Genomic DNA, 20,671 nt, shown 5'->3' with positions numbered 1-20,671 from the left:
ATCTCGTACCGCGGTCACAGCCGAGCCATCCGTTCGAGAATTTCACCGAGCGCCGCGCGCCCCGGGCCGGGGGCGCTGTCCGCGGTGACCATGGCCGCGGACGGGTCGACCCACCGCCACAACTCGGGGCCGAAGAGGTCCCGTCCGGCCTCGCTGAAGGCGTTCCCGCCCGTCCCGGAAGATCCGATCGCCAGCAGGAATTCCCGCGCCAGCAGCGGTCTGACCTGCCGGTCCCACTCGCCGCGCGACCCGTCGGCATATTGCAGCAGGACCGAGGTCCGTGCGCGCCAGCGCGTCACGGTCTCGGCGCCCGGGGATTCCACCGGTGGTGTCACCGCGTCGCCCGATGCCCGCACCGACAGTGTCGCGAAGGCCACCACGATCGTCGCGAGCGCGATCCCGGACACGACAGCGAGCAGGCGCCGGTCGACAGCCACCGCCGCGAGTTCGACACCGGCGACAGCGAGCACTGCGACGAAGACGCCGCGATCGAAGGTCATTGTGCCGACTCCTCTTTCAGTCCGGCCAGCACGGCGCGCAGCAGTGCCGCGGCCTCGATCCGATCCCGCTCACCCATCGGATGAGCGCTGTAGCGGGCCTCGGCGAACAGGGCGACCAGGCGGGCAGCGGTGTGGTGCGCGACGACGCCGAGTTCGACCGCGCGCCCCAGCACATCGGACGGGGTGTCGGCGAGCGCGGGCGACAACCCGGGAACGGCGGCGAACTCCGCCTCCATCGCGCGATAACACGAGATGATCGTGGCGCGCGGATCTCGTTGGGGCGCAGCCGTTTCGTGGACCGCTGCGGAGACGGCGCGGGCCAGCGCCGTCCGCACGGTAGCCGTGTCGGGCACCGGGGCGGCCACTGCGGCGCGGCGACGGACGGCCCGCACGATGACCGCACCGACGGCGGACACCGCCGCCAGTATCGCCGCCCCTCCCGCAATGCTGAGGACGCGGAATTGGTTGTCGTCCAATGGGATCAGCGTACTGCTGGGCTGTGCCGGGTTCGTTGCGGTCGCCTGCTGTGCACCCGCGTCGGCGGGCCGGGCAGGATGGTCCGCCGACGGCCGCGGAATCAACCAGCTCACCGCGACGGCGGGTCCAGCCATGACCGCGAACAGGACGGCGAGGATCACCAGCTCCCGCCCCGATACCCGGCGGCGGCGCTGGTCGCCGAGTACCCGCTCGGCCGACTGTCCTGCACCGCCCGCCGACCGGCGCAGAAACGACAGAACCGAGACGACCACGATGCACACCGAGACGCCAGCAATCGCGACCAACGGCACCACGGATTGCCGTTCCGTCGGCGATCTCGTCGGTGAGTGACCGGCGACGCCCGGCAGGTAGCCGTGCAAGGCGACCACGGTGACGACGACGGCCACGATCCCGAACACCGACCGCGCGATCCGCCGGTCGACGCCACCGTCGAAATCGCTATCCGGCAAGCTCACCGACCTCCCGACCGTTGTGAGCGAACGCGCCGATGCGTGGCACGGGAGTTCGGCCGAGCACATCCGCGACGATGTTCTCCCCGCGGATCCGGCGCACCCACACCTCCGGTCGCAGCGTGATGCGATGGGCCAGCACGGCGGCCGCGAGTGCCTTCACATCCTCGGGCATCACGAAATCGCGTGCCTGCAGCAAGGCATGTGCCCGGGCGAGCTGGAGCAGATCTAGCTCGCCGCGCGGGCTGGCACCCACCTCCACCTGCAGGTGCGTTCGCGTGGCGCGTACCAGCGCCACAATGTATTCGAGAATGTCGTCGTGGACGGTGACGGCGTGGACCGCACGCCGCAGTCGCAGCAGCTGCCCGGCACCGAGCACCTGGCGCGCCACCGGTTCGTGCGCGGTCAGGTCCAATCGTCGTCGCAGCAGGGCCTTCTCGTCCCCTGCGCTCAGATAGCCCAGCGCGAGGCGGATCGCGAAGCGGTCCAGCTGGGCTTCCGGTAGCGCATAGGTCCCTTCATGTTCGATCGGATTCTCGGTGGCGAACACGATGAACGGCGTGGGCAGCGCCCGGGTGGTGCCGTCGATGCTGACCTGCCCCTCGGCCATCGCCTCGAGCAACGCCGACTGCGTCTTGGGGGGCGTCCGGTTGATCTCGTCGGCGATCAGGAGGTTTGTGACGATCGGTCCCGGCCGGTAGTCGAAGCCCCCGGTGCTCATGTTGTAGATCGCCGAGCCCATCAGGTCCGCGGGCAGCAGGTCCGGCGTGAACTGGACACGTTTCGTCTCGAGTCCCAGCACGGTCGCGAACGAGCGGGCGAGCAGGGTCTTGCCCAGCCCGGGCAGGTCGTCGATCAGCACATGGCCGCCGGCCATGATGGCGGCCAGCACCATCCGCACCGGTTGCGGCTTGCCGACGACCACGCGGTTCACCTCTGCCTGCACCCACTGCGCGAGCTCCGCGCACGAGGCCATTTCGTCGGAGTTCACCGAGTTGCTCCTCATCCGGACAGCCGGGCTGTCCCCACGGCGGTACCCCAGATCGTCAGGGACATCAGCAGATTCGCGAGAACGGTGACGATGATCGACATACGGATCGCGCGGCCGGCGGCGATGCCCACACCCTCCGGGCCGCCGGTCGCGAAGTAGCCGTAGTAGCACTGGATGAAGACCGCCAGCACCACCAGCACGATCAGCTTGAAGATGGAATAGAGCACGTCCACCGGCGTCATGAAGATGTTGAAGTAGTGCATGTAGGTGCCGTCGCTGACGTCGCCGATGAACAGCACCGTCAGCTCGGTGGACAGATACGAAACCGCCAGAGCCGCAACATACAACGGCACCGCGACCACGGCCACGGCGATGATCCGGGTGGAGACCAGGAACGGCATCGGACGGATCGCGATGGACTCCAGCGCGTCGATCTCCTCGGCGATACGCATCGAACCCAGCTGGGCGGTGAAACGGCACCCCGCCTGCACGATGAACGCCTGCGACGCCAGCAGCGGAGCGATCTCACGGGTACCGCCCAGCGCCGTGATCGATCCGGTCACCTGCCCGAGGCCGAGCAGATTCAGGTTGGTGAATGCCTCGATGCCGACCGTCATGCCGCCGAAGGCGCACATCGCCAGCATCACGCCGACGGTCCCACCGCCGGCGACCAAAGTGCCGTTGCCCCAGGTGACATCGACGATCAGCCGTGCCACCTCGCGCTTGTAGTGGCGCAGTGTCAGTGGGATCGCCATCAGTGAGCGCACCAGGAAGAACAGCAGGTGACCGAACGCGGCCAAGCCACGCGCCGGGGGTGCGACCACGCGGGCCGGGCGCAGCGCAGGGGGGATGTAGGTAGCAGCCATGACTCACACCAGTTGGGCGGGGAAGAGGGTGTTGTAGACCTGCGAGATCAGCACATTGGCGCCGAACAGCACGAGCGCGGACTGCACGACCGCCGCATTGACCGCATTCGCGACACCGGCCGGGCCGCCGCGGGCATTGAGTCCGTGGTAGCCGGCGATGACTGCGGTGAAGAAACCGAACAGCGCCGCCTTGAACAGCGCAACGGCCACGTCGTTCGCACTGGCGAATCCGATGAAGGCCGCCACGAACGATCCCGGAGAACCGTGGTCGACGTAGATGAAAAAGCCGTAGGTGGAGGCGAATCCGACGAAGACGACGACGCCGCACAGCATGGTGCTGACCAGCGTCGCGGCGAGCAGCCGGGGGCCGACCAGGCGGACCAGTGGATCAACGGCCATGGTGCGCATGGCATCGATCTCCTCGCGAATCGTGCGAGAACCGAGGTCGGCGCAGATGGCCGAGCCGACCGCGCCCGCGATCATGATCGAAGTGACCAGTGGGGCGCCCTGTTTGACCACGCCGATACCGACAGCGGCGCCGTCGAACGATTCCGCGCCGACTTGCTTGACGACCAGGCTCACCTGCAACGACACGACGACACCGACCGGGATCGCCACGATCATGGTGGGAATCGCCGACACGCTCGACATGAACGCGCACTGCCGCACGAACTCGCGCCAGTTGAATCGGCCGCGCGCCAACGTGATCGCGAGGCCGACCAGCAGTTCGCCGGCCATGGTGATCTGCCGCCCGAAGGTGTCCAGCGCCTGGCCGGGATGGTCCTTCCAGAACCGTCGCACCAAAGCGGGCCGGGCTGCCGGATCGCTACCTCCCGTCGGCGGTGGTGCGACTGTTCGGTTCTGCGTACTCACACACAATCACCTACTCTGCGTATTAAACCGAACCCAAGTATGCGAGTGTGTGCAAAGTTTGTCCAGCGCTCGCGCGATACGAGAAGGCTTGTGTGCCCGACATGTTCGATTCGGTGTCGGGGTGGGCCCGGTGGCCGGGTCGTTCCTGGGCGTGGAGGCGGGCACGTTGACCGTTCGCATACTCTGAGTACTATCACATACGGCGAGTAGGCCAGCGGGCGTCGACGGACGTCGATGGAATGGATCGCCGGTCCGAGCAGCGGAAGGACACACCACCGATGTCAGATCACGGTCCGGGGAGAGGTCGATTCCTCGCACGCGTCGCCGGGAACCGACGATGGGGCGGCAGCCGGATGCCGGTTGTACTGGCCCTGCTGCTGATACTGCCGTTGCTCGCGGGCGCGGCGTACACGCTCGCGGACCGGGATCGCGATTCGTCGTCACGGCCCACCGTCGCTGTCGTGATCGGTCAAGCCGATCAGCAGCCCAAACCCGGGGCGGGTGCGACAAAATTCGTCGAGATGCTTTCCGCCACAGCGGATTTCACCTGGCAGTCGCGCAGCACCGACGACGCGCAGCGGGCGCTGACGAGCGGATCGGTGCTCGCCGCGGTCGTCGTTCCTGCCACCCTCGGCAGCTCGAGTGGTGCCGCGCAACAGATTTCGGTCCTCGCGAGCCGGACGGAGTCCGATCCGATCGCGATCGCCCGCCTGGTCGGTCTGGTCTCGTCGAGTGGGTCCGCGGTGACCACGGGCGAGGTATCGACGTCGGTGTCGAAGGCGCGCAAGGACCTCAACCTCGCCTCACTCACGGCGACCGGGATCAAAGGCGCCGTCAGCCAGGCCGACACAACGTTCTCACAGGCGCTCGGCACCGTGGATCAGCTGATCACCCAGGCGGAACCGCTGATCGACAGCGCGACGACACTGCTGGCCGGAATCCGGGACAACACAGCGGTCGTCCACGACATCGCCGCGCAGCTCGAGACGTTGTCGACCAGCATGCGGGGAGTCGACCTGACCCTCGCCGACATCCAGCGCGGGGTTGCCCTCGCCGACCAGAGCAGCCGATCGGCCGCGGATTTCGTCCGTCAGACGGCCGCGGTCCGCGCCCAGTTGAGCGCCATGATCCGTCCGATCCTCGATGCGCTGAACGCGGCCGGCCTGCCCGACCAGGGGCTGATCGACCAACTCGCTCGAGTGCTGACCACCGTCGACGGTAGCTCCGACCAGCAGGTGTCCAACGGTGTCGACGCGGTGCACCAGGCATCGGAACAACTCGCCGAGCAATTGGCCGACCTGTCCGGGCTGGTCGGTGCTCCCGTGCAGCCGGAGATGCAGGTCGCCGACATCCTGGACCTGGCGGTCGAGCGCCTCGGATCCATCGAAACACTGTTGAATCAGGGCGATGCCACGATTAGCCAGGTGACCACCCAGCTGAATCAGGCGAAAGAGCAACTGCCGGGGATCCAATCCACCGTGCGGTCTCAACTCGACCAGTTCAAGCAGGTCAGTGCACAGCTGGTCGACTCGCTCGACCGCGGCGTGCGGGAGCTCCCCGCGCAAACGGGCCCCGCACCGACCGGCAACAGCGTCAGCGTCGCCGACTCCTCGAGCCTCGGGTCCGACGCCGGCGGACACCCCGCGACCCGAACCGCCCTGCTCTTGATCACCGGAGCGCTGTTGATCGCCGCCGTCTACTCGGCGTTGAAAGACCGTGTCCACGTCGGCTGGTTCACGCCGGCGAAGGTCACTGTGCTCTCGACGGTCGGCCTGATCGCCGGTGCGGCAGCGATTCTCGGGATGTCGACCCATCGTGTGCTGCTCACGGTGCTCGTGGCGTTGTCCGCGTTCGCGCTGGTCGGCGCAGCGGTGGCGCTGGAGCGACTGTTCGGTCGATGGGGGCTCGCGGTAATGGCCGCGGTCGTCGCCGCCGCGGCGCTGATCGGAACGACTGGGACGCACCAGGACCCGAGCGGGCGCGCGATACGCCGGTTGCTGCCCACCGACTATGTGATCAGCAGTCTGAAGGAGGCCGCCACCGCGGGCTTCTCCTCGCAGCTGATCCTGCCGATGGCCGTACTCTCGGCGCTCGCGGTGGTCTCCGCCGTTGCGGTCATTGTCACCGACGCCGGTCGCCGACGCGTCCAGGGCACGGAGTGACCACCATCGGCCGCGGATTCGACGTACCCACCGCGTTGATGCCCCTGGTCAGGACTTGGTGTGCAGACCTTCGAACATGCGCAGCATGACGGCCTCGACCTTCTCGGCCGAGGTCTGCGGGTCAGGGGAGAAGGCGATCAGCATCGATGACTCGGACAGTATGTGAAATACCAGCTGCGCCGCGACGTCGATGTCGACAGGCTGCAGTCGGCCGGCGTCGTGCACGAGCTGCACCAGGCCCCTGATCAACGGCAGGACCAGTTCGGAGTCCAGCTGCTGCCTGCGCTCGGCGCCGAGTACCGTGCTGGCCTGTTTGAGCAGAGCGCAGCCTTCGGCGTCGGCCGCTCGCCTGCGCAGCACCGTCTGGGAACAAGCGACGATCAGGTCCCACGGGTCGGCGTCGAGTTGTTGCCCGTGCACCTGCATGACCGCTTCCATGAGCTTGCGTTCGGAATCTCGGTAGACCTCGACGAATAGTTCCTGCTTGTCGCGGAAATGGTGGTAGACCGCGCCTTTGCTGACATCGCAGTCTCGGGCGATGTCGTCGACCGAGGCGGCGTCGAAACCCTGCTCCACGAAGAGTCTGCGTGCCGATTCCAGAAGTGCGGCGCGCGTCATGGCGGCATATTGCTCTCGCCGAGTCATCTTCGCAGTAGTCACATACCCGATAATACTCTCTGGCCGCCGGTCGTTTACATACTCTGCCTGCGGAAGCGCCAGAAACTCCAGGTAATTTGGGCTACGGACCAGGGCCCGAATTTCAGCGCGATTTCATCGACGCGGCCGATTATTCGACGGCGGAAAAATCAGCCGGCTTCCCGCTGGGTCTGCGGTGGCGACGGTGCGGGTCTCATGAGCGCCAGTGTGCGTGTGGCACGGGCGGATTCGGCGTCGGTGACGTCGATGCGGGCCATGGCGCGCCGCAGGATGGGTGGTGCCATGAGCGAGGTCACCACCGCGACCAGGATGAGAATCGTGTAGGCCTCGATGCTCAGTACGCCGAGTCGCAGACCGACCATCGCGATGATCACCTCGATGACGCCGCGTGCGTTCATTCCCGCACCCAGGGCGATCGACTCGGTGCGGCTCAGGCCGCTCACCGTACCGCCGAGGTACGCGCCCAGGAATTTGCCGATGATGGCCATGACCAGGATTCCGAGGGCCGCTAGCAGTAGGGGCACGGTGGTGAGTCCGGACAGGTCCATCCGCAGGCCCGCGGTGGCGAAGAACAGCGGTGCCAGCACCGACATCACGACATGGTTCAGGGGGGCCAGCGGCGCGAGGTCGACGCGGGTCGAACCGAGCAGCGAGCCGCACAGGAAGGTGCCCAGGATCGCTTCCAGGCCCAGCGACTGGGTCGCCGCGGCACTGGCGAACAGCAGGATGACGACGGCGCTGATCGCTGTGGAGGGATCGCCGCTGCTGGTGGCGCGGCGCATGATGAGCTGGGCCAGTGGCCGCCCGAGCGTCAGCGCGAACACGACGATTCCGGCCAGATACCCCAGCGAGGTCAGCACGGTTCCGGTGCGCAGGCCGTGGGTGGCCATCGCCGAGACGACCGAGAGCAGAAACCAGCCGACGGCGTCGTCGATCATGCCGGCGGTCAGAATGAGCTGTCCGACATTGCGATGCGTGAGATCGAGCTCCATCAACGTCTTGGCGATGACGGGAATCGCCGACACACAGATCGCGATCCCCATGAACATCGCGAACACGGCGGGCGAGGTGTGATCCGGGCGCAACGGTACCGGTGCCAGTAGGCCACAACCGATTCCGAGCGCGAGGGGGACGACCAGACCGGCGATGCTGACCGCGGCGGCATTGCCCACGCGCTGCTTGATCCCGTCGAGTTCGAGTTGCATACCGGCCAATCCGACCAGCAGCAGAACCCCGACTTGGCCCACCGCGTCGAGCAGGTGCGCCTGTTCACCTTGGGCCGGGAACAGCCAGTGCGATGCCGTTGGCCAGGCGTGTGCCAGCAGCGAGGGGCCGAGCAGCACGCCCGCCACCAGTTCGCCGACGATCGAGGGCAGGCCCACTCGGCTCACCACCGCGCCGAGCGCGCGTGCCGAGACCAACAACACCGCGAGCTGCACCAGTAGAATCAGCAGCGCGTGGGCGGGTATGGGGGGAGCTATGGGGCTGCTCGCGAGGATCATTGCCGGACCCACGGATTCATCTCCTCGTATTGACGCGGCCAGCGGCACGCGCGGCCTTGGTTGCGGCGAATTGCCGAAAAACGCGGTTGCCCAACGAGTTCGCCTGGGCCTCGGTGCGCCGGGCGAGATACCAGTCGAGTGCGCGACCGCCTGGACCGCTCGTCGGAACGCTGCGGGCTCGTCTGCGCCACCACAGCGCGACGTCGTGCGGTTCGCCGGTGACGATCCGCTCGGCCACGAGCAGACCGGCATACGTTGCCATCGCGACTCCGTGGCCGCACCATCCGGCGGCGACGAGGGTGTGCTCGTTGGGCGTGCCGATCACGGGCACGCTGTCGAGCGTCATGCCGATGGGACCAGACCACGCGTGGCTGAATTGCAGGCCGACCAGACTGGGGTGCAGCAGGCCGAGCGCGGCGGCGAGATAGCCCCGGTCGATCACGCTCGACCCGTGCACGCCGCGGCGGACGGCGCCACCGCCGACGATCACCCGGCCGTCGACGGTGAGCCGGTAGTAGGGGGCGAGCTGCCCGAGTTCGATCAGTGAATGGTTGCCGAGCCAGCCCACGCGGGCCAGCTCATCATCGGTGAGGGGGTGGGTCGCCGCGGCCTGTGCCCGCATCCCCACCACCCCGGCGGGTCCCAATCCGGCGGCGAACCCGTTGAGCGTCAGCACGACACGGTCGGCGGTGACCTCGCCGTGCTCGGTATGTGCGCGCGTGGGCGTGCCGTACTCCACGCGACGCACCGCGCTGCGCTCGAAGATCCGGACCCCGCGCTGCTCGGCGAGCCGGGCCAGCGCGGTGGTGAGAGCCGCCGGGTCCAGGGTCGCGGCAAATGGGTAGCGCAGCCCGCCACGGTACTGGCCGGGGCGGGTCGGCAACGCCGACGCGGGGACCTCCTCGATGCTGAGCTGGAGTGCCTGGGCCGCTTCGAGTTCGAGCTCCATGGCCCGCTCCGACTCCGCGTCGGCGGCGACGGTCAGCTGGGTGGCGCGGGTCAGGTCGCAGGCGATGCTGTGCCGCGCGCACAGGTCGATCACATGCCGGACCGCGTGCTCGGAGGACTGGTAGAGGGCCCGGGTGTCCTCGTCCCCGTATCTTCGCCGGGCCACCGAGATCGGCGGTCCGACCCGGGGTCCCAGCAGACCTGTGCCGCGTCCGCTCGCCCCGGCCGCCACTCGATCCGCCTCCAGGACGACGATGTCGCGGTTCGGGTCCAGTTCGGTCAGATGCAGTGCGGTGGACAGACCGGCGAGGCCGCCGCCGATCACGACGACCTGGCAGCGCAGGCGCGTGTCGAGACGGCCACGTGACTGCGATGGCTGTTTCCACAGGGGTTGGTCGCCGCCCGTTCCGATCGCGGGTATGCCGCCGTTCGTGCTCATCGTGCGAGGGCCTTCCGCTCGGCGGCCGGGTGGCGAGGCGGTCTTCTGCGCAGATCACGGCGATCTGCCCGGTCGAGCAATTTCAGATATGCCGCAAGGCCTTTCGTGCGTGCGAACGTCGTCGGGATGGTGGGCGCGCCGGTTCGCAGCCACGGGATCGGCGGTACCGGGTTGCCCGCGAGCTGCTGACCGAACTGCCACGCGGCCGCGACCGAGGTCGACAGGCCGTGACCGGTCCACGCGCCCGCGTAGTACAGACCACCGCGGCGCGGCACCTGCCCGACGACGGGTAGCCGGTCGAGCGTGCCCGCCTCGAGCGCCGACCAGCGCGCGGCGATGGCCACATTGGTGAGTGCGGGGAACCGGCCGATCATTTCTCGGTGCAGCCGTTGATATGTCGCCGATGCGCCGGACCGATCCAGGACCGGGCGCTGTCCAGGCAGCGTGGTGGGTCCGCCCCCGAACAGCAGCCGGTGGTCGGGGGTGAGCCGGTAGTGGTTGAAGAAATTCCGTTCGTCGATGATCGCGCCGCGGCCGTTCCAACCCAAGTCGTCGAGCTGCTGGTCGGTCAGCGGAGCGGTCGCGAGCGCGTAGCCACGCAGGGCGAAGACCGACCGGGGATGCGGATTCAGTACTTCGCCATAGCCATTGGTCGCCAACAGCACGCGGGGCGTGGTGATCCGGCCGTCCTCGGTCTCCACGACCGGGGTGGGGCGGCCGGTGTCGACCGCGACAACCCGGGTGCGCTCATAGATCTCCACTCCGGCCCGCCGCGCCGCCTCGGCGAGCCCGACCGCCAGCTGGTACGGATCGACCAGCAGCGCGTCGTGCTCGATACCGGAGATGTACCCCTGCCCGGCTTGCTCGTCGAGTGCCGCACCCGTGATGAGCCGCTGCTCGATACCGAGCTCGCCGAGGTTGGTGACCTGGTCGTGCTGGTGTCGGCACTGCGCTTCGGTGAGCGCGACGCGCGTGTGGATTTCATCGCGTGCCGCACAGTCGATGTTCTCGGTGCGCACCAGGTCGCGCAACAGCGCCACGCCGCGCTGCGAGGCGTCGTAGGCCGCGATCGCCGCGGCGTCGCCATGTTTCGAGCGGCATTGCGCGACAGGAATTTTCATGCCGGGTGTGACGATGCCGGTGCTGCGGCCGGTGCTGCCGCCGCCGACACGGTCGGCCTCGAGCAGGATGATGGTGGCTCCGCGCAGGGCACGGGCCGCGTAGTAGGCGGCGGCGAGACCGGCGATGCCGCCGCCGACGACCACCAGCTCGGCGCGGCGTGCACTGTGCAGGCGTGGACCGGGCGGGATCGTCGTCGCCGAGTGCATCCAGATCGGCGCGGTCTCCGCGGCGTCGCTGTGGTCGTTCATGGGCTCAACTCCTCACAGAGCGTTGGTGATTCGCGCGAGACACCAGATGTCTCGGAGGCGGATACGGTTCGGGAAAGCGATGTACTCGGGGGTCTCCAGGTGGGGACGCCACTTCTGTTTGAACGCCAGCTGCCGCGTGGCCGGATACAGGGCCGCACCGCGATCGCGGATCAGTTCGGCTGTGCGGCCGAGCATTCGGCTGTGGGCCCCTTCGATCGCATGCCGGGGTTCCAGGCCGACGAACGGCGTCAGCCCCAGGTGCATCCACGCCGCGCCGTCGCCGCGGAGACGTTCGGCGGCCTCGGCGAAAATATGCTCGATGACGCCGGGAGGGGCATCCGGCCGTCGCCGCGTCAGGTCGTACAGCCAGCCCGGCTGTGCGCCGAAGACCGGAGAATACGAGACGTAGGCGACGACGCGGCCATCCTGCTCCGCGACGAACAAGCGGCGGTGCTGTTGCATCGGACCGCCGCGCTGTCCGATGAGGAAGCGCATCTCCTTGACGTGACGGCCCTTGTCCCGCAACCATTCCGCGTCGATCGCATCGAGCTGGCCGCTGAACTCCGGGTCGCGCAGCCGATCGGCGTCGGCCTCGGAAACGGTTGTTCCCTCCCGCCGTGATCGTGTGATCATGTTGCGCGTCTTGACGAACTTCTGACCGCGCAGGGTGAAGTCGGACAGGTCGATGCTGTACGAACAGCCGAATTGGTTGACCACCCAACCGGTTTCCGCCACTCGCTCGGCGTCTGTGCGCGGCAGCTGTACCGCGATGACCCGCCGGTGCGCGCGGTGTGCCGCCGCGGCGAACTGCTGCTCCAGCTCGGCCTGGCGACCCGCGGCGGCGCACGGCCCGGTGAATTGCACCCAGTACCGCTTGCCGAAGGGGCGGTAGATGACCAGGCCGGGCACGCGCGGAGTCGTGAAGTATCTGTTGTCGTCGGACAAGCCGAGAAAAGCGGAAGAGCTCTGCGCGAATGCGCGCAGGCTGTCGAGGACGATCGGCGCGTCGGTGGTCGCCGACTGTGCCAGGCTCAGGTTCCGTTCCACAGGTCACCGTTCCAATCGCGGGTCGCCTTGTCGTGCGCATCGTCCGCGATGTCGGCGAAGCGCTGGCTGTGCCAGATCAGGGGGCGGCCGAGGCCGGTTCCGGCGGCGACCACCTGCCCGACGACCAGGACGTGGTCGCCGTACTCCCGGGCGTCGGTGAGGCGGCAGACGGACCATCCGAGGGTCGCGTCGAGAATCGGCACATCGTGTATCCGGCGGTGGTTGCTGTCGGTGAATCGGGTGCCGGTCGCGGAAGCGAAGTCCTGGGCGACCTGCCGTTGGTGGTCGGCCAGCAGTTGCACCCCGAAACGCCCGCGGTCCTGAATCGCGGACAGGGTGTAGGAGCCGGCGGCCAAGCACACCAGGAGCAGGGGCGGCCGCAGGGACAGGGAGGTGACGGTGGAGGCGGTCAGTCCGACCGGCCCGGTGCGGCTCAGTGCCGAGACGATCGACACGCTCGCGGCCAATTTCCGGTACAGGCGGACACATTCGGCTGGGTCCAGCCCGGAATCATCCTCGGCCAGTAAGGGAGCGGGTGCGCGGGTGTGCGTATTCATGCGGTGCCGTCCTGCCGGAGCGATTGCCGGTCCTCCATGAACTGTTCGATCAAGGCTTCGAACGGTCCGGGCTCTGCCCCGCTCGAACCCCGTAGCACGCGGCGTTCGAATTCGGTGAAGGCGGGAACGGCCTTGGGCTCGAAGGGAACCGCGAACGACTTCACGAAGTTTCCGAACAGCGCGCGATCTCCGAAAAGGTGGATCGGCACGACGAGCAAAGCCCATTCCCATCCGCTGACCAGAACCCAGAGCGCAACGACAGCGGATTGTGTTGTCATGCTGTGCATCGTGTTGTACAGCACGTAATAGAAGCGGCTCACCTCACCCGTTTCGGACCGCAGATGGGCGATCAATCCGGGCACGTATCCGATGAGGTCGATGTAGACGAACAGGATGACCGCCGGAACCCATCGGATTTGACCGAGGTGCAGGAAGAACGCTGTCGTGCACGCGATCAGGAAGATTCCGTACTCGACGCGGAGCAGGGTAAAAGTGGTCTTGGTGGCGAAACGGTTGATGTGATCCATCGGATTCCTCGCTGTTCAACCCGCCAGGGTCTCCGGTTCGCTCGGCATGAGAGCCAGCTTGCGCGCCACTGCCGCGGAGACGGCGGGATCGTCGACCACCTCTCCTTTTCCGAGCAGGCGATGAATGACGAGGGCAATTCCCTCCTTCAGCACCTTGCAGGCGATCGGGTCGAGAATCCCGGTGAGACTGGGGATTCCGAAATCGAAGGTGACCTCGAAGGTGACTTCGCAGCCTCCGGGCAACGCATCCACCTGCCAATGACCGCGGAAGATCTCGAAATCTCCGTCGATCTGCTCGAAGACGATCCGCCGTCGGGCCGGTTGAAAGTAGTCGACTTCCGACCAGCGCAAGGGGCCGCTGCGAAAGCAGACCTCCCAGTGGCTGGTGACCGGCCCGTCCTCGGCTCGGGACTCGACCTCGACCGACCGCACTTCGTCGACCAGCGCGGGATACTCCTCGAAATGGCCGATCAGTTCGAACGCGAGGTCGGCATCGACGCTCGCTGCTCGGACCTTCAGAGTCAGAGTCTGCATATGAATCCTCACTTTGTCCGTAGTCGGTGGTCAGGCGGCAGCGGTGGCGCAGGCCGCCCGTTCGAACCGTTTCAAGAAGAACTGCACTTCCCATTCGGTGAGAATGGCGGGCGGTGTCAGCCGGAGAACGTGGTCGGAATTGAGCGAAAGATTGGCGATGACATTGTTTTTGACCAGGTTGATCAGCAGCTCGCCGGCGGATCCGGGATCGGCGATATCGATCCCGATGAGCAGTCCCGCCCCCCGGACCGTGCACCCGCGCGAGCGCAGATATCGATCGACGATCGTGGAGATCTCGGGCAGCAGCCGTTCGCCGAGCACACGAGCCTTGTCGACGAGCCCGTCCTCTCGGATGGCGCGCAGCGCACCGCAAACGGCCGCCATCGCGATCGGCGCACCGGAGAAGGTCGAAGTGTGCAGCAGCGGATCACGATCGAGCCGGGCGAACACCGCATCGGAGGCGATGGTGGCAGCCACCGGTAGCACGCCACCGCCGAGTCCCTTACCGGACAACAGAATATCGGGGCGGATGCCCTCCCGGTCGGCCCCCCACCAGGTGCCGAGCCGTCCGAGTCCGGTCTGGATCTCGTCGAGCACCAGCAGCGCATCGTGTTCGGCGCATACAGCGCGCACGGCGCGCAGATAGTCCGGTGCCGGAACGATCACACCGGCCTCGGCCTGGATCGGCTCGACGATGACGCACGCCTGCCCCGGATGCCGGGCAAGCGCGCTCGCCAGCGCTTCGGTGTCGTTGTAAGGGATGTGCGTGATGTTGGGCAGCAGCGGCCGGAACGGATCCTGGAACACCGTGCGCGCGGTGAGTGACAGCGCGCCCATGGTTTTGCCGTGGTAGCCGCCGACCATCGAGTACAGGTGGCTGCGGCCGTTGAGCCGTGCCAGCTTGATGGCCGCCTCGGTCGCCTCGGCGCCGGATCCGGAGAAGTGGATGCGGGTCAGCCCGGCCGGTGTGACCGCGGTCAGCATCTCCGCCGCGCGGGCGGCGGCGGGCTCGAGGAACATGCGGGTGCCGATCGGGTGAGTGCGCAGCTGCTCGGCGACCTCCTCGATGACCACGGGATGCCGTGCGCCGGTGAGGAATACGCCGTACCCGCCGAAGTTGAGGTAGCGCTCACCGCCGTTGGTGGTGATCCATGCGCCCGAGGACTCGACCTCGAACTGCCCGCCGAGCATTTCGCCCAGCCGGGCGCGACCGGTGCTGAGATTGGTGCGGTAGATCTTGGTGAGGTGGGCGCGGGTGTCGGCGGCCTCGAGATTCGTCATTATCGGTGTCTCTCAAGCGATCCGCAGCACGTCGCCGGTCAGCCCCGCGGCGAGCGCGTCGTGGCCGGTCGTCCGCGTCGGCGGGTGGAAGCTGACGCAGTGACAGGCCGCAGCCAGGTAGGCGACATCCGGTGCCGAGATGAACGACATGCCGCCCAGGGCCTCGATCGACTTGGCCGCGGCGTCGAGGATCGCGTCCTGTGCGCCGTATCGCGCGATCATGGTGCGCAGCAGCGCCGAATTGTCGGTCTCCTTCGCCGACAGCATGCGGGCGATGTCGTCGAGCAGCAGTGCCGCTGTCTCCAGGCGCACACTGATGTCGGTGAGCCGTTCGGTGCTCACTCTGCCCTGTGCGCGCAGGTCGAACACGCGTCGGACGAGCGCACTGGCCATCCCGAGATAGCAAGAGGTGATGAGCATTTCGAACCAGATGAACCCGACGGTCTGCAGTTCGTCGAGTTCGCCCTGCGCACCGGTCTCGGCGGGGACGACCAGGTTCTGATCGACGAACACGTCGGTGAGCCGGACCTCGTCGCTCTCGGCGCCGGTGAGCACGCTGCTGTGCCAGAACGGATGAACCGAGACGCCCGGTGCCGCCTTGGGCACCAGCAGCAGCGCGTTCTCGGTGCGTCCCGTGTCGTCGGTGATCGAGACGCTGGCCGACAGCAGGTCCATCGAGGCCGACATGCTGCACGGACGCTTGGATCCGTTGACGATGATGCCACTGTCGGCCCGGGTCGCGGTCATCGTCGGGGTGAGGATGCCCTGTCCGGGATTGCCCTCGGCGAATCCCGAGGACACCAGCAGCTTCTGGTCCGCGATCCCTTCGAGCAGCGCCCATTCCAGGCCGCTGGACTTCAGGCTGTCGGCGAGAGTGAAGATGGTGGCGACCGAGAAGTGATGCATGGCGGTCGCGACGGCCAGCGAGGGCGCCTGGGCCCCGATGGCCCGCACCACCCGGACCGCGTCGACGGGCGAAACACCCAGGCCGCCATACGTTGTCGGGATGACCAGTCCAGGTCCGCCGTACTTGCGGAACAGCTCCAGCCCGGGATTTCCGGGTTGCTCGATGTCGTGCAGCGATATGTGCCGCAGTTCGTCGAGCAGGCCGGGGAGGTGGCCGTCGCACACGGCCATGGCTTCGTCGAGCATGCGCATCGGATGTCCTCCCCTCACCGGTATCGCGGCGCGGTCGCGCCGCTTCGAATCGACACGCCCTGCAGGTGGGTCGTGCGCAGCACCGGATAGTTCGCTTCGCCGAAGACGCCGCCGGTCAGGCCGGTGCCGCCGTGGGAGGGCAGCGGCGGCGAGAACGAAATGTGCGAGTCGTTGATTTTCAGCAATCCGCCGTTGACGATGCCGGTGAGAAAGCGCTCGACCACGGCATCGTCGGTGGCCCACACGGAGTTCCGCAGCCCGTACAGATTGGTGTTGACGAATTCCACTGTCTCGGTGAGGAGTTCGTCATCATCGTCCGCATCGGGGACGATGATCGGCATGAGCGGGAAGAACGTTTCGTGCTCGACGGCGAGAATCTCGCGCGCCCGGCGCAATCCGTTGACGCGAATCACGGTCGGCTCCAGGAAGAATCCCGCGCCATCCGTGCTGCCGTCGAGCGACATGCCGGAGCCGCCGCTGACGAGCACGGCACCCTTCGACAGCGCGTCGTCGAGGCAGGTGCGGAACGCGTCGTGCCGTAGGACGGGGGAGAGCAGCACGCCTTCCTCGTCGGGATAGCCGGGCCGCAGCGCGCTTGCCCGGGCGCTCACCCGATCGATGAACGCGTCCGCGACGGCCGGGTGGACGACGGTCTGATTGGGGATCATGCACAACTGGCCGGATCCGAAGAAGCCCTCGGTGACCGCCTGCGCGGCATGGTCGAGGTTGGCGTCGCGCCAGACGACCACCGCGTCGTTGCCGGCCAATTCGAGGATCGGCTTCTTGCCGAAGGTGACACAGCGGCGTTCGAAGGCCACGCCGGTGCGTGAGCTGCCGAAATACATGATGTCGTTGACCAGCGGGCTCTCCAGCCAGGCGTCGAACAACGGGCCCGGATGCCCGCACACGGCGTTGACAGTGCCTGCGGGAGCGCCGATTTCGTCGAGTACGGGCGCCAGCAGGTCGTGGATCGCGTACATGATGCCCAGCGGCACCGACCGGGGTGCGCGCACGATCATCGCGTTTCCCGAGGCGATGCTGAGCGCGGCGAACAGCGCGCTGACCATCGGCGCGTTGGCCGGGGGATTGACGCAGACCACGCCGTCGGGCTGTCGGCGAATGATCTGGCGCTGGCCCCCTGTGGTGCTTTCGCGCCAGAGTTGTTCGCGGTAGAACTGGCGCGCCTCGCGCGATGAGGCGGCCAGCATGCCCGAAATCTCCCAGCGGGCGAGTTCGAGCGGATGCCCTTCGAGCGTGAGCATGTGCTCGATGGTGGGGATGTTGTCGGTGATCGCCGAGTGCATGAGCTCCAGATAGCCGTCGACGCGGACCGACAGTGGCATGGTCCGCCATTCGGCCGCGGCCTCGGCGGCGCTGTACATCGCCATGCGAATGGTATTGGCGTCGGCGACGGCGACGCGCCCGACGACGGCATTCGTGGCCGCCTCCGACAACGTGGTGTCACCGCGGTCCAGCTTGCGTTTGAGAGCCAGGTTGGCGAACGAATCGTCGAGTACCGCACGGGCTCCCAGCACATGGACCCATTGGTCACTCGGTACGTCCTTGCCCCCTACGTAACTGCCGTAGGTGATGATTCCGTCTCCGTTGACGGAACTCGATGCGGATCGGATGGTTCCAGCAGTCATTACAGCCCCCAGAATCCGGTGATCCGATCGGCTTTTCCGATCGGTCACCGGGACTCGACCGGTCTCATTTGCAAGATCAAGCTTCGGGACGCGATGTGAAATTCGGCTGAAACCAGCGGGATTCGCGACCGAAGGTTGTTTCAGGCGGCGGGACCAGCTCAGCGAATGTCCAGCTGTTACAAGCGCATTCGGTCGGGGAGGCGTTCGGATCGGCGCGGATGGTCACGCGCTGTCACCGACTCTTGACAGTCGACATACTCTGAGTACTCTAACATTCGTGAAGTCGCCTACTGTGAGTATGCGAAGCCAGGGGCTCGGAGTACGGGCTCAGCACGGGCGCCACAGGGAACGAAGGACGTGACGCGGAATGATGACGAGACTGGCCCTGCTCGCGCGACGCTATCCGCGCCGCATCGTCGGCGTGACGCTGCTGCTGACGATCCTCGCGGGGGTGTACGGCGCGGCGGCGACGTGGAAGCTCCCGGCCGGCGGTCAGGACGTCCCGAGCTCCGAATCCGTCAGGGCCGACCAGATTCTCGACGAGAAGTTCAATGCCGGCGGCGGCATGTCGGTCGTGCTCACCGTGACCTCGCCGAACGGTGTCGATGACGCCGCGGCCGTGACGCGAGGCAAACAGGTCGAGGCCGCCCTGCGCGAGTCGCCCTATATCCGGCAGGTGGTGTCGTACTGGTCGGCGCCGTCGCAGCTGAGCGGCCCGCTGGTGAGCAACGACCGCCATACCGGGCTGGTGGCCGCGCGCATCGTCGGCGACGACTCCACCGCGCCCATGCGCGCCCACGACCTGACGAAGCCTTTCGTCGGGACGCACGACGGTGTGACGGTGAACGCGGGTGGGCTGGCAATGGGTTACTACACCGGCACGGTGACGTCACGTCAGGATCTGCTGGTCCTGGAGGCCATCGCCATTCCCGTGACGGTGCCGGTGCTGGTGTGGGTGTTCGGCAGTCTCATCGCGTCGTTGCTGCCATTGATGGTGGCGCTCTTCGCGGTTGCGGGCACCACGGCACTGCTGTGGAGCATCCACTCCGCCACCTACGTTTCGATCTTCTCCCTCAATATCGCGACCGCGCTGGGCCTGGCCATGGCGGTCGATTACACGTTGTTCATCCTGAACCGGTATCGCGAGGAGATCGCTTCGGGCAGTGCACCGGATCGCGCCCTGACCGTCACGATGAACACCGCCGGGCGCACCGTCTCGTACTCCGGCATGACGATGGCGCTGACCATGGCCGTACTGGTGCTGTTCCCCGCACCCCTATTGAAATCACTGGGCTACGGCGGCGTTGCCGCCGTGGTGCTTTCGCAATTGGCCGCGCTGATAGTCGGGCCCGCGCTCATCGTGCTCCTGGGGGACCGGTTGAACGCCTTCGACGTGCGCAAGCCGGTGCTCGGACTGCTGGGCCGCGTGGTCGGACGACCGCGCGCACCGGAAGAGCAGTTCTGGTACAAGGTCGCGAAATTCTCCATGCGCCGGGCGATTCCGGTGATCCTGGTGGTCGGCGCTGTGCTGCTCGCGCTCGGCACGCCGTTCCTGGGGGTCAGTCTCGGCTTCCCGGACGATCGAAATGCCGACACTTCCACGACGGTTCGGCGTGCGGGCGACATTCTGCGCGAGCAGTTCCCGCAGCAGAATCCCGTGGGCGAGATCTTGATCGTGCTTCCCAGCGGGGTCACCTCGCCCAAGGAGGTCAGCGCGTACGCGGCGGAACTGTCCAAGGTCCCCGATGTGACAACCGTGGCCGGGCCGAACGGGATGTACGTGGCGGGCCGGCCGGTCAGCGCGGCAACCTTCGATGCCGCGCTGAAGGGTGATGCCGCTTATCTGTCGGTGTCCACTGTCCGGGATCCCTTCGCGGACAGCGGCAAAGAGCAGTTGGCCGCGGTGAAGCGGGTGCCGCCCCCGGCTCCGGCGCTCTACACCGGGCAGGCCCAGCACGACATCGACAACGTCGCGGGCGTCAAGGATCGGGTTCCGCTGATCACCGCGATCATCGCGCTGATCACGCTGGTGCTGATGTTCCTGATGACAGGCAGTGTGCTGCTGCCGATCAAGGCGCTGATCATGAATGTGCTGTCGATGACGGCGGCGTTCGGCGCGATCGTGTGGCTGTACCAGGACGGCCATCTGGGCGGCCTCGGCACGTCGAGCACTGCCCATCACACCATCGCGTTCATCCTGCCGCTGATGGCGTGCATCGTCTACGCGCTGTCCATGGACTACGAGGTGTTCGTGCTCTCGCGGGTACGTGAGGAATGGCTGCGCTCCGATCGCACGGTGGCGGCCAATGTGCGTTCCGTCGCCCTCGGGATGGCCCACACCGGGCGGATCGTGACGGCCGCGGCCGTCATCATGGTCATTGTCTTCTTGGCCATCGCCACCGCCCAGATCGCCTTCATGCGTGCGCTGGGAACGGGATTGACCATCGCTGTCCTCGTCGACGCCTTCCTGGTGCGCGTGCTGCTGGTTCCGGCGTTCATGAAGCTGGCGGGCAGATTGAACTGGTGGGCGCCGGGCCCGGTCGCGCGCTGGCACGAACGCTGGGGGCTGACCGAGACCAGCACCTTCACCCCGAGCGAGCCCGCGGTTGCCGCCGCACCGGCGGCGCACATCGAGGATGCACCGCTTGTTCACGATCGCTGACTCA

18 protein-coding genes are annotated in these 20,671 nt (G+C 67.1%); 2 read left to right on the top strand and 16 right to left on the bottom strand.

Going from position 1 to position 20,671, the window contains the following annotated elements; translation table 11 throughout:
* Positions 1 to 14: 14 nt before the first annotated feature.
* From ACQPZ2_RS24050 to ACQPZ2_RS24030, 5 genes are read right to left on the bottom strand one after another with little or no spacing between them, the layout of a single operon-like run.
* Positions 15 to 500 carry a hypothetical protein gene (locus ACQPZ2_RS24050; RefSeq protein ID WP_433520517.1) on the bottom strand — a complete coding sequence of 162 codons (486 nt, stop codon included), beginning with the start codon at positions 498 to 500 and terminating at the stop codon, positions 15 to 17.
* Complete coding sequence (locus ACQPZ2_RS24045) at positions 497 to 1,453, bottom strand: DUF4129 domain-containing protein (protein ID WP_433520516.1); 957 nt, start codon at positions 1,451 to 1,453, stop codon at positions 497 to 499. The genes ACQPZ2_RS24050 and ACQPZ2_RS24045 overlap by 4 nt, the downstream gene beginning before the upstream one ends.
* Complete coding sequence (locus ACQPZ2_RS24040; RefSeq protein ID WP_433527506.1) at positions 1,437 to 2,423, bottom strand: AAA family ATPase; 987 nt, start codon at positions 2,421 to 2,423, stop codon at positions 1,437 to 1,439. Before ACQPZ2_RS24040 ends, ACQPZ2_RS24045 begins: the two co-directional genes overlap by 17 nt.
* A 26-nt stretch (positions 2,424 to 2,449) precedes the next feature.
* Positions 2,450 to 3,304, bottom strand: a complete 855-nt coding sequence (locus ACQPZ2_RS24035; protein ID WP_063042313.1) for an MlaE family ABC transporter permease — start codon at positions 3,302 to 3,304, stop codon at positions 2,450 to 2,452.
* Positions 3,305 to 3,307: 3 nt separating this feature from the next.
* Positions 3,308 to 4,177: an MlaE family ABC transporter permease gene (locus tag ACQPZ2_RS24030; RefSeq protein ID WP_433520515.1), complete on the bottom strand. Its 870-nt coding sequence runs from the start codon at positions 4,175 to 4,177 to the stop codon at positions 3,308 to 3,310.
* 353 nt (positions 4,178 to 4,530) lie between these two features.
* Here ACQPZ2_RS24030 and ACQPZ2_RS24025 point away from each other — a divergent pair, with 353 nt between their 5' ends.
* Positions 4,531 to 6,339, top strand: a complete 1,809-nt coding sequence (locus ACQPZ2_RS24025) for a hypothetical protein (protein WP_433520514.1) — start codon at positions 4,531 to 4,533, stop codon at positions 6,337 to 6,339.
* Positions 6,340 to 6,387: 48 nt separating this feature from the next.
* Here the strand turns inward: ACQPZ2_RS24025 and ACQPZ2_RS24020 are convergent, their stop codons facing one another.
* The 11 genes from ACQPZ2_RS24020 to ACQPZ2_RS23970 form a co-directional block, all read right to left on the bottom strand.
* Positions 6,388 to 6,999, bottom strand: coding sequence for a TetR/AcrR family transcriptional regulator (locus ACQPZ2_RS24020; protein ID WP_433520513.1), 612 nt, complete (start codon positions 6,997 to 6,999; stop codon positions 6,388 to 6,390).
* A 146-nt stretch (positions 7,000 to 7,145) separates the two neighbouring features.
* On the bottom strand, positions 7,146 to 8,510 hold the full coding sequence (locus ACQPZ2_RS24015) for a cation:proton antiporter (protein WP_433520512.1): 1,365 nt from the start codon (positions 8,508 to 8,510) through the stop codon (positions 7,146 to 7,148).
* A 4-nt stretch (positions 8,511 to 8,514) separates the two neighbouring features.
* Positions 8,515 to 9,885, bottom strand: coding sequence for an NAD(P)/FAD-dependent oxidoreductase (locus ACQPZ2_RS24010; RefSeq protein WP_433520511.1), 1,371 nt, complete (start codon positions 9,883 to 9,885; stop codon positions 8,515 to 8,517).
* Complete coding sequence (locus tag ACQPZ2_RS24005) at positions 9,882 to 11,255, bottom strand: NAD(P)/FAD-dependent oxidoreductase (RefSeq protein WP_433520510.1); 1,374 nt, start codon at positions 11,253 to 11,255, stop codon at positions 9,882 to 9,884. The genes ACQPZ2_RS24010 and ACQPZ2_RS24005 overlap by 4 nt, the downstream gene beginning before the upstream one ends.
* Positions 11,256 to 11,267: 12 nt before the next feature.
* The gene (locus ACQPZ2_RS24000; RefSeq protein ID WP_433520509.1) at positions 11,268 to 12,302 is read right to left on the bottom strand and encodes a phosphatidylglycerol lysyltransferase domain-containing protein; all 1,035 of its coding nucleotides are present in this window, start codon (positions 12,300 to 12,302) and stop codon (positions 11,268 to 11,270) included.
* Entirely contained in the window at positions 12,287 to 12,859 is a 573-nt protein-coding gene (locus ACQPZ2_RS23995) for a flavin reductase family protein (protein WP_433520508.1), read from the bottom strand. Before ACQPZ2_RS23995 ends, ACQPZ2_RS24000 begins: the two co-directional genes overlap by 16 nt.
* Positions 12,856 to 13,386, bottom strand: a complete 531-nt coding sequence (locus ACQPZ2_RS23990) for a hypothetical protein (RefSeq protein ID WP_433520507.1) — start codon at positions 13,384 to 13,386, stop codon at positions 12,856 to 12,858. Before ACQPZ2_RS23990 ends, ACQPZ2_RS23995 begins: the two co-directional genes overlap by 4 nt.
* A gap of 15 nt (positions 13,387 to 13,401) precedes the next feature.
* The gene (locus ACQPZ2_RS23985; protein ID WP_433520506.1) at positions 13,402 to 13,920 is read right to left on the bottom strand and encodes a type II toxin-antitoxin system RatA family toxin; all 519 of its coding nucleotides are present in this window, start codon (positions 13,918 to 13,920) and stop codon (positions 13,402 to 13,404) included.
* Between the two features lie 30 nt (positions 13,921 to 13,950).
* Positions 13,951 to 15,201 carry an aspartate aminotransferase family protein gene (locus ACQPZ2_RS23980; protein WP_433520505.1) on the bottom strand — a complete coding sequence of 417 codons (1,251 nt, stop codon included), beginning with the start codon at positions 15,199 to 15,201 and terminating at the stop codon, positions 13,951 to 13,953.
* Positions 15,202 to 15,213: 12 nt separating this feature from the next.
* Entirely contained in the window at positions 15,214 to 16,359 is a 1,146-nt protein-coding gene (locus ACQPZ2_RS23975) for an acyl-CoA dehydrogenase (RefSeq protein WP_433520504.1), read from the bottom strand.
* A 14-nt stretch (positions 16,360 to 16,373) separates the two neighbouring features.
* On the bottom strand, positions 16,374 to 18,005 hold the full coding sequence (locus tag ACQPZ2_RS23970; RefSeq protein ID WP_433520503.1) for an aldehyde dehydrogenase family protein: 1,632 nt from the start codon (positions 18,003 to 18,005) through the stop codon (positions 16,374 to 16,376).
* A 367-nt stretch (positions 18,006 to 18,372) separates the two neighbouring features.
* Here ACQPZ2_RS23970 and ACQPZ2_RS23965 point away from each other — a divergent pair, with 367 nt between their 5' ends.
* Entirely contained in the window at positions 18,373 to 20,667 is a 2,295-nt protein-coding gene (locus ACQPZ2_RS23965) for an MMPL family transporter (protein WP_433520502.1), read from the top strand.
* Positions 20,668 to 20,671: the final 4 nt, after the last annotated feature.

The organism is Nocardia pseudovaccinii (assembly GCF_050942345.1).
GTDB classification, from domain to species: domain Bacteria; phylum Actinomycetota; class Actinomycetes; order Mycobacteriales; family Mycobacteriaceae; genus Nocardia; species Nocardia pseudovaccinii.
This window is presented reverse-complemented; position numbering and strand designations above follow the sequence as displayed.

Coding starts and splice junctions, on each gene's coding strand:
- ACQPZ2_RS24050 (WP_433520517.1), bottom strand. CDS start 500: ATGACCTTCGATCGCGGCGTCTTCGTCGCAGTGCTCGCTGTCGCCGGT.
- ACQPZ2_RS24040 (WP_433527506.1), bottom strand. CDS start 2,423: ATGGCCTCGTGCGCGGAGCTCGCGCAGTGGGTGCAGGCAGAGGTGAAC.
- ACQPZ2_RS24035 (WP_063042313.1), bottom strand. CDS start 3,304: ATGGCTGCTACCTACATCCCCCCTGCGCTGCGCCCGGCCCGCGTGGTC.
- ACQPZ2_RS24025 (WP_433520514.1), top strand. CDS start 4,531: ATGCCGGTTGTACTGGCCCTGCTGCTGATACTGCCGTTGCTCGCGGGC.
- ACQPZ2_RS24010 (WP_433520511.1), bottom strand. CDS start 9,885: ATGAGCACGAACGGCGGCATACCCGCGATCGGAACGGGCGGCGACCAA.
- ACQPZ2_RS24005 (WP_433520510.1), bottom strand. CDS start 11,255: ATGAACGACCACAGCGACGCCGCGGAGACCGCGCCGATCTGGATGCAC.
- ACQPZ2_RS23995 (WP_433520508.1), bottom strand. CDS start 12,859: ATGAATACGCACACCCGCGCACCCGCTCCCTTACTGGCCGAGGATGAT.
- ACQPZ2_RS23990 (WP_433520507.1), bottom strand. CDS start 13,386: ATGGATCACATCAACCGTTTCGCCACCAAGACCACTTTTACCCTGCTC.
- ACQPZ2_RS23985 (WP_433520506.1), bottom strand. CDS start 13,920: ATGCAGACTCTGACTCTGAAGGTCCGAGCAGCGAGCGTCGATGCCGAC.
- ACQPZ2_RS23980 (WP_433520505.1), bottom strand. CDS start 15,201: ATGACGAATCTCGAGGCCGCCGACACCCGCGCCCACCTCACCAAGATC.
- ACQPZ2_RS23975 (WP_433520504.1), bottom strand. CDS start 16,359: ATGCGCATGCTCGACGAAGCCATGGCCGTGTGCGACGGCCACCTCCCC.
- ACQPZ2_RS23970 (WP_433520503.1), bottom strand. CDS start 18,005: ATGACTGCTGGAACCATCCGATCCGCATCGAGTTCCGTCAACGGAGAC.
- ACQPZ2_RS23965 (WP_433520502.1), top strand. CDS start 18,373: ATGATGACGAGACTGGCCCTGCTCGCGCGACGCTATCCGCGCCGCATC.